The organism is Microbacterium sp. ISL-59 (assembly GCF_018613945.1).
GTDB lineage: Bacteria > Actinomycetota > Actinomycetes > Actinomycetales > Microbacteriaceae > Microbacterium > Microbacterium oxydans_B.
This window is the reverse complement of record NZ_JAGGPG010000004.1, coordinates 199,324-213,281: the sequence shown is the minus strand read 5'-3', so window position 1 is coordinate 213,281 and position 13,958 is coordinate 199,324. Positions and strand designations below refer to the sequence as shown.

General features: G+C 69.5%; 16 protein-coding genes. 9 read left to right on the top strand and 7 right to left on the bottom strand.

Annotation, left to right across the window (positions count from 1 at the left end; genetic code table 11):
* The first annotated feature begins 4 nt into the window (after positions 1 to 4).
* The 3 genes from J7E45_RS14510 (at position 5) to J7E45_RS14500 (ending at position 3,028) form a co-directional block, all read left to right on the top strand.
* Entirely contained in the window at positions 5 to 1,177 is a 1,173-nt protein-coding gene (locus J7E45_RS14510; RefSeq protein WP_215070225.1) for a histidine kinase, read from the top strand.
* On the top strand, positions 1,174 to 1,830 hold the full coding sequence (locus J7E45_RS14505; protein ID WP_215070223.1) for a response regulator transcription factor: 657 nt from the start codon (positions 1,174 to 1,176) through the stop codon (positions 1,828 to 1,830). Before J7E45_RS14510 ends, J7E45_RS14505 begins: the two co-directional genes overlap by 4 nt.
* A gap of 91 nt (positions 1,831 to 1,921) precedes the next feature.
* Positions 1,922 to 3,028, top strand: coding sequence for a hypothetical protein (locus tag J7E45_RS14500; RefSeq protein ID WP_215070221.1), 1,107 nt, complete (start codon positions 1,922 to 1,924; stop codon positions 3,026 to 3,028).
* Positions 3,029 to 3,091: 63 nt separating this feature from the next.
* Here the strand turns inward: J7E45_RS14500 and J7E45_RS14495 are convergent, their stop codons facing one another.
* Positions 3,092 to 3,475: a hypothetical protein gene (locus J7E45_RS14495; protein ID WP_215070219.1), complete on the bottom strand. Its 384-nt coding sequence runs from the start codon at positions 3,473 to 3,475 to the stop codon at positions 3,092 to 3,094.
* A gap of 47 nt (positions 3,476 to 3,522) precedes the next feature.
* Positions 3,523 to 4,173: a TetR/AcrR family transcriptional regulator gene (locus tag J7E45_RS14490; RefSeq protein WP_215070217.1), complete on the bottom strand. Its 651-nt coding sequence runs from the start codon at positions 4,171 to 4,173 to the stop codon at positions 3,523 to 3,525.
* Positions 4,174 to 4,259: 86 nt separating this feature from the next.
* Between J7E45_RS14490 and J7E45_RS14485 the strand changes: the two genes are divergently transcribed.
* Both J7E45_RS14485 and J7E45_RS14480 read left to right on the top strand, forming a co-directional pair.
* Complete coding sequence (locus tag J7E45_RS14485; RefSeq protein ID WP_167634604.1) at positions 4,260 to 4,640, top strand: DUF1761 family protein; 381 nt, start codon at positions 4,260 to 4,262, stop codon at positions 4,638 to 4,640.
* Between the two features lie 22 nt (positions 4,641 to 4,662).
* The gene (locus tag J7E45_RS14480; RefSeq protein ID WP_167634605.1) at positions 4,663 to 4,941 is read left to right on the top strand and encodes a DUF1905 domain-containing protein; all 279 of its coding nucleotides are present in this window, start codon (positions 4,663 to 4,665) and stop codon (positions 4,939 to 4,941) included.
* A gap of 20 nt (positions 4,942 to 4,961) precedes the next feature.
* Here J7E45_RS14480 and J7E45_RS14475 read toward each other — a convergent pair whose 3' ends face one another.
* Positions 4,962 to 5,150 (bottom strand): hypothetical protein, encoded by a 189-nt coding sequence (locus tag J7E45_RS14475; protein WP_091028620.1) that lies wholly within the window; start codon positions 5,148 to 5,150, stop codon positions 4,962 to 4,964.
* 136 nt (positions 5,151 to 5,286) lie between these two features.
* A complete protein-coding gene (locus J7E45_RS14470; protein WP_215070215.1) occupies positions 5,287 to 5,658 on the bottom strand; it encodes a hypothetical protein in 372 nt (123 codons plus the stop codon).
* A 125-nt stretch (positions 5,659 to 5,783) separates the two neighbouring features.
* Here J7E45_RS14470 and J7E45_RS14465 point away from each other — a divergent pair, with 125 nt between their 5' ends.
* The 4 genes from J7E45_RS14465 to J7E45_RS14450 all read left to right on the top strand — a co-directional run bounded on the left by J7E45_RS14465 (position 5,784) and on the right by J7E45_RS14450 (position 9,520).
* Positions 5,784 to 6,449 carry a response regulator transcription factor gene (locus J7E45_RS14465; RefSeq protein WP_215070213.1) on the top strand — a complete coding sequence of 222 codons (666 nt, stop codon included), beginning with the start codon at positions 5,784 to 5,786 and terminating at the stop codon, positions 6,447 to 6,449.
* Positions 6,446 to 7,834 (top strand): HAMP domain-containing sensor histidine kinase, encoded by a 1,389-nt coding sequence (locus J7E45_RS14460; protein WP_215070211.1) that lies wholly within the window; start codon positions 6,446 to 6,448, stop codon positions 7,832 to 7,834. Before J7E45_RS14465 ends, J7E45_RS14460 begins: the two co-directional genes overlap by 4 nt.
* A 58-nt stretch (positions 7,835 to 7,892) precedes the next feature.
* Positions 7,893 to 9,092, top strand: coding sequence for an LCP family protein (locus tag J7E45_RS14455; protein ID WP_215070209.1), 1,200 nt, complete (start codon positions 7,893 to 7,895; stop codon positions 9,090 to 9,092).
* A gap of 125 nt (positions 9,093 to 9,217) precedes the next feature.
* Positions 9,218 to 9,520 carry a hypothetical protein gene (locus tag J7E45_RS14450; protein WP_215070207.1) on the top strand — a complete coding sequence of 101 codons (303 nt, stop codon included), beginning with the start codon at positions 9,218 to 9,220 and terminating at the stop codon, positions 9,518 to 9,520.
* Between the two features lie 44 nt (positions 9,521 to 9,564).
* Here the strand turns inward: J7E45_RS14450 and J7E45_RS14445 are convergent, their stop codons facing one another.
* From J7E45_RS14445 to J7E45_RS14435, 3 genes are read right to left on the bottom strand one after another with little or no spacing between them, the layout of a single operon-like run.
* Positions 9,565 to 12,174: an alpha-L-rhamnosidase gene (locus J7E45_RS14445; RefSeq protein WP_251054268.1), complete on the bottom strand. Its 2,610-nt coding sequence runs from the start codon at positions 12,172 to 12,174 to the stop codon at positions 9,565 to 9,567.
* The gene (locus J7E45_RS14440; RefSeq protein WP_167634612.1) at positions 12,171 to 13,031 is read right to left on the bottom strand and encodes a carbohydrate ABC transporter permease; all 861 of its coding nucleotides are present in this window, start codon (positions 13,029 to 13,031) and stop codon (positions 12,171 to 12,173) included. The genes J7E45_RS14445 and J7E45_RS14440 overlap by 4 nt, the downstream gene beginning before the upstream one ends.
* On the bottom strand, positions 13,028 to 13,921 hold the full coding sequence (locus J7E45_RS14435) for a carbohydrate ABC transporter permease (protein ID WP_215070205.1): 894 nt from the start codon (positions 13,919 to 13,921) through the stop codon (positions 13,028 to 13,030). The genes J7E45_RS14440 and J7E45_RS14435 overlap by 4 nt, the downstream gene beginning before the upstream one ends.
* Positions 13,922 to 13,958: the final 37 nt, after the last annotated feature.

The following is a 13,958-nucleotide window of genomic DNA, read 5'->3' as shown; positions in this document are numbered from 1 at the left end:
GGCGATGCGGTCCGAGGCCTCTGTCGCGAGTCTCCGTCGGCACGCCTGGCTGCGTGTCGACGTCATCGTGGCGCTCATCGCCCTCGTGATCCTGCTGCCGTCGAGCATCGCGATCCTGACAGAGCCGGCCACGCGCCCCGAGCCCTGGATCCTCGCGCTCATGATCGCCCTGTACGTGGTGCTGCACCTCACGACGCTGCTCGCTGTGCGGCATCCGGTCGTCGCGATCGTGATCGCGAACGTCGTCATGTGCGCTCTCGTACTCGTCCCGGGTATCCGCGCGGCATCCGGAGCCTTCCTCCCCTCGGCCGCGGCCTACCTGCTGGTCATCGGCCAGGTCGCCGCGCAGACCGGCACGACCGTGCGGGTGCTGGCGCTGGCGGGCGGCATCTTCGGCGCGGGCCTCATCGCCTTCACGGAACTGCGGCTCGATGATCCGGAGCTCCGCCTCGGTGCGTTCCTCGGACTCAGCGGCGCGATCGCGGCGGCCTGGGCGCTGGGGCTGGTCCTGCGGGTGCGGCGTGACCAGGCCGAGGAGCGGATGGCGGCGCGCGTCTCGCAGGCGATCGCGGATGAGCGCGGACGGATCAACCGCGACCTGCACGACATCGTCGCGCACTCGATGACGGTGATGATCGCGCAGGCCGAGGTCGCCCGCACGGTGCGCGCCGAGGACCCCGACCGGAGCGACGCTGCTCTCGGGATCGTCGTGGACACCGGCCGTGAGGCTCTGCGCGGAATGCGTTCGGTCGTCGCCGACGATGCCCCGCGCCAGCCGTTGCCCACCGTCGACTCCCTGGAGGAGCTGGTCGAGGGCGTGCGCACTCCCTCGACCGACGTGCGGCTGAGCGAGTCGGGCACCAGGGCTCCGCTTCGCGCCGACGCCGCGCTGGCACTGCATCATGCGGTGCGCGAGGCGCTCACGAACTCCGTCCGACACAACGCCTCCCCGGTGAAGATCGAGGTGCGCCTCGACTGGCGACCCGACTCCGTGCATGCCACGGTGCGCGATGACGGCGGGTCGGGGCCGGTCGTGACCGATCTCGGCAGCGGTGTGGGCCTGGTCGGGATCACCGAGCGGGTGCGGCTCGCCGGCGGCACGCTCACCGCGCACGGACGGGATTCGCGGGGATGGATCGTCACGGTGGATCTTCCGACCGAGAGGAGCATCGGATGACCCTCCGCGTACTCATCGTCGATGACCAGGAGTTGTTCCGCACCGCCATCGCGCTGATGCTCTCGCGCGACCCGCGCCTGTCGGACGTCACCACCGCCTCGTCGGGAGAAGCGGCGATCGCGCACGTGCGGGCCCATGCCGTCGACGTGGTTCTGATGGACATCCGGATGCCGGGGATGGACGGCATCGCCGCTACACGGGAGGTGCTGCGGCTCCGCCCGGCCACCCGGGTGCTGATCCTCACCACCTTCGACCTGGACGAGTACGTGTATGCCGCGATCCGCGAGGGGGCGAGCGGCTTCCTCACCAAGGACGCCAGCCCGGCGGAACTCGCGGATGCCGCGGTCGCGGTGGCCGCCGGCGAGTCGGTGATGTCGCCGCGCGCCACCGAAGCACTGATCGGCTTCGTCCGCGACGGCGCCCCCGGGACGGATCCGGTAACGGCTCTCGCCGCCCTCAGCCCTCGCGAACAGGAGGTCGCCCGCGCTCTCGCCACCGGCGCCTCGAACGACGACATCGCGCGCAAGCTGTTCCTCTCGGCGAACACGGTGAAGACGCATGTGAAGGCCGTTCTCGCGAAGCTCGGCGTTCCCGATCGGGTGCACGTCGTCATCTGGGCGTACGAGAACGGTCTGCTCCGCCCGGGACGCTGACCGCTCTGCGCCGGCAGGTTCACTCCTGCGGGTGAGGAGGATGACCCCTGCGGTTGAAGTCGGCGGCGGAACGCGTTCCTAGCGTGGAGGCATGTCCATTCGCACCCGTTTCCTCGTCCTCCTCGCCGCCGCTGTCGGCGCCCTGGCCGTGACCGTCACCAGCCTCGTGAGGATGCTCACCCCCGGCACCGACGCACTGCCCTCGAGCCTGATCAGCAACCTCGGCCATGGGGTCGAACTCGCGCTCTCCCTCACGGGGGCGCTCGCCGCGCTCCTCGTATCCGTGTCCGCACTGGCGACTCGTGACCTCGCGAACCGCGCCGTGCCGCGGTGGCTCCTACACACGGTCGGTCTCGTGGCCGGGGCGCTCCTCGCCGTCACGATGCCCGGAGGCGTGATCGCCGCGGCGGGTTACACCTTCGCGATGATGGTCATCGTCGGCGCCCTGGTCCTCATCGTCCTCACCGTGCTGCGCCGTCCGCTGGTCGGTCTCCTGGTCGCCGCTGTGGTCGTCGGCGCCCTCGCCTACGCCGCCATCGGACTCGGGGCCGGGCCGCTCGTCCCCCAGATCCTGGGCAGCTACGGCATGATCCTCCCGCAGGCCGGTCTCGCGCTCGCCCATGTCGCCGCGGCCGCCGGGCTGCTGATCTGGATGATCGCCGACCCGTCATCCAGACGAAGCCGATTCGCGCGCGAGGTGCTCCGGCACCGCCGCGCAATCACGATCGTGGCGGCCGCGTGCGCCCTCCCCTACGCTTTCGCCCGCGCGAGCTGGCTGACGCCCTGGCCGCTGTTCGGCGGAAGCGCGGAGATGTTCGCCGCAGACCCCTCGGTCCGCGTGCTCGGTCTTGCGCTCGGCGCGGCCATGCTCACCGGAGGCGTGCTCACCCTGGGCCTGATCCTGCCCTGGGGCGAGCGGTTCCCCCGCTTCCTCGCGGGACTCGGCGGGCGATCGGTGCCGCCCGGGCTGGCCATCGTCCCGGCGAGCCTCGTCAGCGTCCTGTTCACGGCCGCCGGCATCCAGTTCGCTCTGGAGGGAGTGGGGAACGTGGAGAACTCCGTGTACGTGCTTCTGATGTTCCCGTTCTGGCTCTGGGGTCCGCTCCTGGGTCTCGCCACCTGGGCCTATGCGATGCGGCGGGCGACGCCGACCGCGGCGAAGCGGTCGAGCTCCTCCGCGGCGCAGGTCACGTCCTAGCCGGTCGGCGCCTCGGATCCGTCGCGACGGTCCGGGGCGCCAAAGCCTGCGAGGAACAGGCGGTTACTGGTTGAGCAGATTCGTCTCGGCGATCAGGTCGAGTCGGGACAGCAGCAGGTCACCGGCCGATCCGGCGACGGCGAAGGCGTTGACGGTGATCACAACGGCCACGACAAGGAGGAGCACGATCTTCGGGATGTCGTACCGCCGCTTCACGGCGAGTCCGATGACCGCGAACCCGCTCAGGACGGCGATCACCTGCCCCACGACCGTCGCGAAGGCCATCCGGATCGCGCTCTCCTCGGTGAGCGGGCCGTAGCTATTGAAGGCGGCCGAGACCGCGAACGGGACGACGAGGACTCCGAACACGAGGATGATGACCAGCCGGAATCGTGGACGTCGCCGCGAGGTGACGATCGACTGCTGCTCTGCGATCGGGACGGTCATGGGCTTGACCGTAGCAGAGCGGCGGGTTTCGGGTGGGCGCCTCGTGGTCACCGCGCGCGTAGGGCGTGGTCGTTCCGGCCATCACGCGGACCGTAGCCGGCGAGGAAGAGGTCGACAGAGCCCGCCACGTCAGCCGACTTCTCCTCGCCGCCGAGCATGCGGGCGTTCAGCGGTGCACCGATCACCAGCCAGGTGAACTGTTCAGCGGCGGCGCGGGGATCGGCAAGGCGGAGCCGCCCCTCGGCCGCGAGCGCGCTCAGCGCATCGGCGAGGTTCTGGATGTTGGTGTTCCAGCTCTCCTCCAGGTAAGTGGCCGCCACCTGCGCCTGCTCGCGCGCCTCGGCCGTCACGAGCCTGCGCATCGCCACCACCGGGGGGCTCAGGATGCCGGCCTGCATCGTCTCGGCGAGTTCGATGAGACCCGCGCGGAGGTCTTCGCTCCCGCGCAGCCGATCGAGGGCGGGGCGCATCGCATCGCGACCGGCCAGCGTCCAGTGGTGCACGACGGCGGCGTACAGCGCGCTCTTCGAGGCGTGCTCGCGGTAGAGCGACGCCTTCGAGATGCGAGCACGCTTGGCGACCTCGTCCATGGACGCACCTCGGTAGCCGTGTTGGAGGAAGACATCGCGCGCGACGGCGATCAGCTCCGCACCGGTGAGGCCGGACGGGCGCCCGCGGGTGGGGAGGTCGGTGCTCATGATCCGAGTTTAGTACTTGACAGTCCTAAAACAGCGATCTACTCTGAACACCAGCAGTACTAATCAGTACTAAAGAAGGAGCGGCCATGATCATCTGGGGCATCGCCATCGCCACCGTCGTCTCGTTCATCGCCAGCGCCGTCCTCTACGCTCTCCCGCCGGTCTCGGCTCTGGTCACTCGCACGAGCACCCCGCGGCCCGGCCTGTCGGTCGCCGCCCAGATGGGTTCGGTCGTGCTGCGCAGCCTTCTCGCCTCCGGCCTCGTCGCCGGGCTGATGGTCGCCGCGTCCTGGCACGGTGCCGCCGCCGGCGCGCTGCTCGGCCTCGCACTCTCGGTGCTGCCACTGATCCTGCTCCTGGGCGGCGTCGTGCACGAGAACACCGCGCCTTCCGTGGCGGCCGTCCACCTGCTCGACTGGGTGATCAAGCTCACCGTCATCGGGGCCATCATCGGCCTCTTCGTCTGAACTCGGGGAACAGGAGAACGCCATGAGCACGCCACTCGACATCACTTTCACCGCCGTCCTCGGCAAGGTGCGCGAAGGCGACACCTGGACCTGCGTCCAACTCCCCGAGTCGGCGACGATCTTCGGGACTCGCGGACTCGTCAAGGTCGCCGGGACCGTCGACGGTGAGCCGTTCCGCGGGGCGTTCATGGCCCTCGGTGACGGCACACACAAGCTGCCTGTCACCGCCGCGATCCGCCGGCGCATCGGACGAACTGACGGCGACGAGGTCACCGTCCATCTGACCGAGCGCCTCAACTGAGGCGTCGGCCAGGAGCGCGGTCAGCCGTCTTCCGGGTCTTCTGCGAGGACATCGGCGTCGTCGGTGTCGCCTCCGTCGCTCGGGACCACCGTGGGCGGGTTCCCCTTGCCGTCCTCGGCGCCGAGGTTGTCGTTCTCCTCTGCACCCGGGCCCGGCTCCGTGCTGATGTCGTTCCGGTCGGTGCGGATGTCGTCGCTTCCACCACTCATGTGCGTTCCTTCCCGTGGGCAGACGCCGCAGGCTCCGCGCATGCGGGACGGCGTCCATGTCGGTCCGACGCTACGCCGGTGCAGGCGCAGTGGCACGCCCCTTGACACCGATGCGATCGGCGAGCACCTCTCGCGGTCAGCCGCAGAACCCGGAGGCGGAGTTCTTGAGCTGCTCGATCGCCTCGACGGTCTCGGGCGCCTGCAGATCGGTCATCCCGCCGATCTTCTCCGCACCCGAGCGGATGAGGTCGCCCAGCTGACCGTCGGTGTTCTCGGCCAGCCCGTTGAGCGAGGCGACCAGGTCGTCGCGCGCGGCATCGGCCTGCTCGGCCGACAGCTCCCCCTGATCGAGCAGCGTCTGGTACTGCCCGTACGCGTCGTCGATGGTGGTGCAGGCAGCCTGCACGTCGACGCCGAGAGCATCGCCCGCCATCTGCGTCACCTGCGAGCAGCCCGCCGGGATGAGGCCGGCGGCGAGCACGAGCGGGAGGACGAGGATTCGGCGCATGCCCCGAGGGTAGCGGCTCGACCTAGCGCCTTCCTGCGACCCATGCCGGTCGCCGTATGGAGCACTTCCACGGGCGCAGGCGTCTAACATCGCAAGCGCGCGATGGCCGAGGAGGTGGGCGCCTGATGAAGGTCATGCTCGTGGATGACGATGCGGAGATCCGCCTCGGCTTCACGACCGCCCTGCGGCGCCGCGGCCACACCGTCGACACCGCCGAGGATGTTGCCTCTGCCCGCGTGCTCGCCGAACGGATCGCTCCGGATGTCGCGATCATCGACGTCATGCTCCCCGACGGCGACGGGTTCTCGCTGTGCCGCGAGATCCGCACCCGATGGGGCTTCCCGACCGTCATGCTCACGGCGCGCGATGAGGATGCGGACGTCGTCATCGGCCTCGACGCCGGAGCCGACGACTACATCACGAAGCCGGTCAGTGTGGCCGTGCTCGAAGCGCGCCTGCGGACGGTCCTGCGCCGCAGCTCCCGCCTCACCGCGGAGCCGCTCCGGGTCGGCACACTCGAACTGCATGAGGACTCCGCGGAGGCACTGGCCGACGGCCAAGCCCTGCCGCTGAGCCCCACCGAGTTCCGCCTGCTGCATGAGCTGGCACTGAACGACGGTCACGCCCTGAGCCGCTCGCACCTGATCGACGCGGTCTGGGCGCAGTCGCCACCCGACACTCCGCGGGTGGTCGACACCGCCATCCAGCGGCTGCGTGCGAAGCTGACCGCGGCGAACGTCGCGACGCCACAGCTGGAGACCATGCGGGGGATCGGATACCGGCTGCGATGACCGCACGTCGTCGTCGCCCCACCCTCCGCACGGCCATCGCCCTCGCTCTCGTCGGCAGCACGATCGCGGTCTCGGTGCTCGTCACCGGTGTCGTCGTGTTCACGGCGGGGCGCATCGTGTACGAGTCGCGGCAGGAAGGTCTGCTCGACGAGTTCTCCACGACCGCTGACGCCCTCTTCACCTCCATCTCCACCGCGTCCCCGAAGGACACGTGGAAGTACTACGCCGAGATCCTCCCCGGCGAGACCGTCATCATCGACCTCGACAGTGGCCGCAGCGCCGGAGAGCTCCGTCCGGGCCAGGTGCCGGACGCGCTGGGCATCGACGACAGCCGTCGCTCCGGCGATCTGACCTCGCTGATGACCACGCTCGACGGTCGTGAAGTGTTCTTCGTCTCGACGGTCCGGGACGATCTCCCCCAGGATCCGAGCGCCCGCCTCGCCGTCGTCACGGCGTACTCGATGCAGCCGCAGCAGGATCAGGTGCGAGAGCTCATCGTCTCGGGCGCGCTCCTCAGCGGCGGCGTCGTGGTCCTCGTCGTCCTGCTTGAGCGTCTGCTCGGCGGTGCGTTGACGCGCCCGCTTCGACGCCTGGTCGACACCGCCCATGCGGTCGGATCCGGCGAAGGCCCGCCGGAATGGAAGCCGTCCTTCGACGACGTCGACCGCGTGGCCGACGCCCTCCACCTCTCCTCGGAGCGTCTGGGCGACACCATCGGGCAGCTGCAGCGCCGTGAGGCGGAGTCCCGGCAGCTGGTCAGCGACGTCGCCCACGAGCTGCGCACACCGCTCACCTCGATGATCGCGGTCGACGAGCTCCTCGACGACGACGAGCAGGCGACCGCGGAGGAGCGGGCGGTCGCCGTTGCGGTCGTGCGCGCCGGAACGCGCCGCCTGCACTCCCTGATCGAGCACCTGCTCGAACTCTCTCGCCTCGATGCCGGGGTCGCGCGCGTGAACCGCACGACCGTCGTGCTCGCGGAGCTGCTGACCGACGTCGTGGATGCGACCGGAGTCGACGTGGCCGAGCTGTCGGTCGCCCCGGACCTTCGGATCCGCACCGACTCGTCGCGGCTGCACACCGTGGTGGCGAATCTGCTCACCAACGCGTCCCGGCACGGTCGCCCGCCCGTCACGGTCCGCGTGCACGAAGACGGCAACATGCTGCACATCGACATCGGCGACCACGGACCCGGCATCGGCGAGCCCGATGCCGATCGGGTGTTCGACCGCTTCGTCACCACTGACCGTTCGCGCTCCGACGGTGTGGGCACTGGGCTCGGACTCGCGATCGCCCGCGACAACGCGCGGCTCCTCGGCGGGGAGCTCGTGCTGCTCCCCCGATCCCCCGGCGCGACGTTCCGCGTGACCCTTCCTCACCTGTGACACTCGTGTGACATTCGTCCTCGACGATGGCTGCTCGCCCATGTCGAGAGGTCTTCCCATGAGTCTCCCCCCTCCCCCTTCTCCGAGCCGACGACGCCGGAGACGCCTGCGGCGCTTCCTCACACTGACTGCGGTCGCGATCCTGGTCATCACCGGCGGCACGGTCGCGATCGCGGCGATCCGGCTGTCCCAGAACGTGACCACGGTCGAGCTGCAGCCGGTACGCGACAGCGAGGAGCCTCCCGCCGTGGCCGACTTCGACGGGGAGTTCGACGTGCTGCTCGTCGGATCGGACGGCCGCGCCGGGCAGGGCGTCCAGTACGGGGAGGGCGGCGATGTCGAAGGCAGCCGGAACGACGTCACCCTCCTGCTGCACGTGAACGAGACGCACGACGCCGCCACCGTCATCTCCTTCCCGCGCGATCTGCTCGTCGACATCCCCGCGTGCACCGATCCCGAGACGGGTAGCACCTGGAACGCGGGCTGGCGGGTGCAGTTCAACGAATCGCTCGCCCGCGGCGGACTGGGCTGCGTCACCTCCACCGTCACCGCACTGACCGGCATCGACCTCGCCTACGCGGCGGAGATCAGCTTCACCGGCGTCATCGAGGCCTCGAACGCCGTCGGCGGCGTCCCCATCTGCTTCGCCGGCCCCATCCACGATCGGCACTCCGGACTGGAGATCCCCGCCGCGGGGACGTACGACCTGAGCGGCGAGCAGGCCCTGGCGCTCCTGCGCTCCCGCTACGGCGTCGGCGACGGCAGCGACCTCGCCCGCATCTCCACCCAGCAGGTCTTCCTCTCCTCTCTCGTGCGCACGCTGCGCGACCAGTCGACCCTCACCGATCCGGTGAAGCTCTACGGCATCGCCGATGCGGCGACGCGGAACATGACCCTGTCGACGCAGCTGGCCGACCTGGGCACGCTGACCTCGATGGCGAAAGTCTTCAGCGACCTCCCCCTCGAGAACATCGCGTTCGTGTCGTACCCGCACCTGCCCGCGGGCGACCGCGTGGTCCCCGACGAGGCCGCCGCGGCCGACTTACTGGAGCGGGTGCGCGCCGGTGACACCGTGTCGATCAGCGCCGACCGCACGGGCCGTGGCAGCGAGTTGTCCGACGACACCGCCCCGCCGAGCTCGGAACCCGACGACGGTGCGACCGAGGAGGAACCACCGGCCGACGCCGCCCCGCTCCCCGAGAACCTCGATGGCCAGAGCGCGGCGCAGGACACCTGCGTGCGCCCCTACGGGGGCTAGCGGTCAGCGGGCGCGGGGCGGCGCGCCGAGCGGCACCCGCGCGTTGAGCACGACCAGCGCGATGGCTCCCCCAGCGGCGATCGTCGCTCCACGGGACCGCGTGACGTCCTTGATACGTTCGAGGCATGAATGTGTTCGGCGTGCTCCTCTCCCTGGCCGGCTCGATCCTCTTCCTGACCGCCCTGGCGATGACGCTGCGTGCGAATGCGACGAGCACGGTGCCGTTCTGGCGCAACCCGGCCGCGACTCCCGTCGGCTCGGTCGCGATGCGTTCGATCGGCGCGGGTCTCCTGGTCTTCGGAGCCGTGATGCTCACCGCGGAGGGCTGGCGGTGGCCGGTGCTGATCGTGCTCGTCGTTCCGGGGATCGCCTTCGTGGCGCTCGCCCTGCACAACCGGCGCATCGCGGCCACCGCGGGCGGTGACTGAGCGCGCTCAGGACGGCGTACGCCGCGTCGCCTCGACGTGGCCGGTCATGCGGCGACCGTGTCGATCGTCGCGACGACCGTCTCGAACCGTCCGCCCGAGACGACGTACTGCTCGTCGAGACCCGGCACGCGGATCGTGCCCTCGACACCGGTGGGGACGGAGAGCGAGTACCGGATCCCTTCGGCCACACGCTCCCATGACCCTTCGATGAGGCCGTAGGGCGAGTCGAATGCCACCCGGGCATGCTCGAGATCACCCCCGGGCTGCGGTGCCCACTCGATGAGGCGGTATCCGGGAGCCGCCGGCGAGAGTCCGCCGATGACGCGGTGCATCCAGTCGGCGACGCTCCCCAGCGCGAAGTGGTTGAAGCTGGTCATCTCGCCGGGGTTGATCGATCCGTCGGGGAGCATGGAGTCCCAGCGCTCCCAGATCGTGGTCCCTCCCATGCGCACGGTGTACAGCCACGACGGGCACTCGGTCTCGAGGATCAGGTCGTAGGCCGTGTCGACGTTTCCCGTGGACGTGAGCGCGTCGCTGATCACCGGGGTGCCCGCGAAGCCCGTCGCGATGCGGTTGCCCGCCTCGCGCACGAGTGTCGCGAGCCGGCGGCCGGCGGCGACCTCCTCATCCACGCTGAGCAGACCGAATCGGATCGCGAGCGCGTAGGCCGTCTGCGCGTCGGACGTGAGCGTCCCGTCCCCGCGCACGTATTCGGCGCGGAAGGCATCGCGCGCCTCCTCGGCGATCCGCGCGTAGCGGTCGGCGTCGGCCGCGAGGCCGAGAAGCCTGGCGGTGTCGGCCAGACGCCGCGTCGAGAAGGCGAAGTATGCGGAGGCGACCAGGTACCTGTCGGTGCGCGCATCGGCCGGATCGTGCGGCGGTGCCGCCGGGTCGAGCCAGTCACCCAGTTGATGACCGTCGCGCCAGAGCCGTGACGGTCCGGACTGGTCGATCATCCGCTCGACCCACTTCCGGCCGCTGTCGTACTGGCGGCGCAGCACCTCGAGGTCGCCGAACCGCTCGTGGAGCGTCCACGGCGTGAGCACCGAGACGTCTCCCCACACGGCCCCCGTCCGGATCGGGTTCCAGGTGGGGCCACCGGGAATCACCGGGACGAACCACGGGATGGTGCCGTCGGGCAGCTGCTCCAAGGCGACGTCGGTGAGCCAGCTCTCGAGGAAACCGGCCGAGTCGTAGAGGAAGGATGCCGTGGGCGCGAAGACCTGCACATCACCGGTCCAGCCGAGGCGCTCGTCGCGCTGCGGGCAGTCGGTGGGGATGCTGAGGAAGTTCCCCCGCATGCCCCACCGCACGTTCTCGTGCAGGCGGTTCAGGTCGGGGTTCGACGTCTCCAGCCATCCGGTGCGGCGCATGTCGCTGTGGATGACGCGGGCGACCACATCCCCCTCCCCGATCTCGTCGAGACCGGTGACCGTCGCGTAGCGGAAGCCGTGGAAGGTGAACTTCGGCTCCCAGAAGCGCGGCTCGCCACCGTCGAGCGTGATCAGATCCTGCGCGTCGGCCAGGCGCAGCGGACGGATGCCGAGCTCGCCGTGTTCCAGCACCTCGGCATGGCGCAGCGCGACCACCTGGCCCGCCGGTCCGTGCACCCGGACACGCAATCGCCCGACGAGGTTCTGGCCGAAGTCGAGCAGGTGGGTCGTGTCGTCGACGCGGGTGACGGTGACCGGCGCGAGCTCCTCGGTGCAGCGCACCGGCGGGAGTGCCGGGGCGACGAGCGTCGCCGGGTCGCGATGTCCGACACGTACGGGGCTCCATCCGTCGTCACGGGCTCCGGGGCGCGACCACCCGGGCTGCTCTTCGCGGGCATCGTGCTTCTCGCCGTCATACAGGCCCGATACCAGAATCGGGCTCGGCGCGGCCGACCAGCTCTCGTCCGTCGCGACGACCGTCGTGGTCCCGTCCTCGTGCGTGACCTCCAGCTGGGCGATGAGGGCCTGATCGGTGCCGTAAAGGTCGCGGTAACCACCGTTGAAGCCGAGGCGGCCGCGGTACCAGCCGTCGCCGAGCCACGCGCCCAGGGTGTTCTCGCCCTCGACGAGCTCGTCGGTGACGTCGAAGGTCCAGTACACGAGACGCTCGTCGTACTTGGTCCATCCCGGCGAGAACTCGTGGTCGCCGATGCGCGCACCGTTGATCTCCGCCTCGTAGAGTCCGTGCGCCGTGACGTACAGGCGTGCCCGGGAGACCGGACGATCGAGACGGAAGGTGCGCCGCACGAGTGCCGGGCGACGGTCCGTGTCGGGCGTCTCCGGCCACGATCCGCCGACGGGAGTCGCGACCCAGTCAGCGGCATCCAGCAGTCCCGCCTCGGCGGTCGTCTGGTCGCTCCAAGGCGACCAGCGCTGATCTTCGCCGCGGACGCGGACGCGCACGCGCACCTGCTCGCGAGAGGAGATCGGTTCGAACGGCCAGGCGACGAGCACCTGATCGGGAGTGCTGCCGGAGGCGACGACCGTGCCGCCCGCGCGCTCGCACTCGAGCTGCCACCCGTGCTGCGTCCAGCCCTCCGGTGCCTCGGTCTTCCAGGAGAGTCGCGGCGTGCGAGCCCCCATCCCGAGGGTGTCGTCGATGTGCTCGAACCGGAGAGCGGAGACCTTCACGAACGTCCTTTCAGAGGTGGGCGCGCTCATCCCTTGACAGCTCCGGCCGTCAGGCCCTTCTGGATGCGCTGGTTGAGCACCAGGTAGATGATCAGGAGGGCGAACACGTTGATGCTGATGGCGGCGAACAGCGGACCGTACTGGGTCGTGCCGAACTGGCCGTTGAAGTTGAGCAGCCCGACCTGCAGGGTGCGCAGGTCGCCGGAGTTGGCGAAGGTCAGCGCGATGAGCAGGTCGTTCCAGAAGAAGAAGAACTGCACGAGACCGACCGTGAACAGTCCGTTCTTCATCATCGGCAGCGCAATGGAGAAGAACTGCCGGTAGATGCTGGCGCCGTCGAGCGTCGCCGCCTCGAACACCTCGCGTGGGATCGCCCGGAAGTACGTCGCCATCAGGAAGACCGTCAACGGCAGACCGGTGGCCGTGTACGTGATGATCAGCGGCCACAGCGAGCCGGTGAGCCCGAGTTGGAAGTAGGTGCTGAACAGCGGGAGCAGGATCATCTGCGTCGGCACCATGATGCCGGCGAGGAAGATGATGAGCACCCCGTTGCGGCCCTTCCACACGAGAACCTCGAGGGCGAACGCCGCCGCGGTGCCCAGGAGCAGCATGAGGAAGAGCGACGGCAGCACCGTGATGGCGCTGTTGAAGAGGGACTGGCCGAGACCCGCCGTGTCCCAGGCGACGATGTAGTTGTCGAAGTTCCACTGCTCGGGCAGCGCCCAGGTGGGTGACTCCAGGAACTCCCGCTGGCTCTTGAACGAGCCCAGCAGCAGCCAGATCAGCGGGTAGCCGACGATGACCAGGAGCACGGCGACGAGCAGCCAGATGGGTGTGCGGCGCAGCATCCTCGTCGCACGGCGGGATACGGGTGTCGACGCGCTCATGCCACGCCTCCCTTCTTCGCCGTGCGGGCATTGGCACGGAAGATGAACACGGTCACGACGAGGCAGATGATGGTGAGCAGCATCGCGATGGTCGAGCCGTAGCCGTAGTTGCCGTAGGTGAAGGCGTTGTCGAACATGGAGATCGTGAGGGGGCTGGTCGAGGTGCCCGGGCCACCGTTGGTCAGGGCGAGCACGCTGTCGAACACCTTCAGGGTTCCGTTGACCGAGAAGATCAGCGACGAGATCAGCACCGGGGCGGAGAGCGGCAGCACCACGTGGCGGACGAGCTTCCATCCGCTGGCGCCGTCGAGGCGGGCCGACTCCAGCACATCCTCGGGGATGTCGATCAGCCCGGCGTAGAGCAGCACACCGTAGAAGCCCATGGAGCGCCAGATGTCCATGATCGCGATGACGATGAACGCGCTCGCGCCGTCACCGAACCAGTCGACGGGGACTCCGCCGAGACCCGACAGCATCGAGTTGACGACGCCCTCGGTCGGCGCGATCGAGAACAGCTGCTGGAAGAGCAGCGCGACGGCGACCGTCGGCATCACGACGGGGAAGAAGACCAGCGTCCGGACGAGGCCGGACGCGCGCTTGAGCGCGAAGACGTAGAGGAGCGAGAGCAGGTACCCGAGCAGGACCTGCCCGATCGTCACGACGGCGGCGTACTTCAGGGTGAACAGCAGCGCAGCGTGCACCTCGGAGTCGCCGATCAGCCGGACGAAGTTGTCGAGGCCGACGAACTCGAAGCCGACGATGGCGTTGCCCTCGAACAGCGTGTAGCCCAGCGACCAGAACACGGGGATGAGCATCACCACCGAGTAGATGAGCAAGGCGGGGCCTAGAAGGATGGCGATCGCCTTGCGGTCGCCCAGCACGTTCTGCATTCGTTCTCCTGAAGGATGAGGGGGCGGCGCGCGGGGA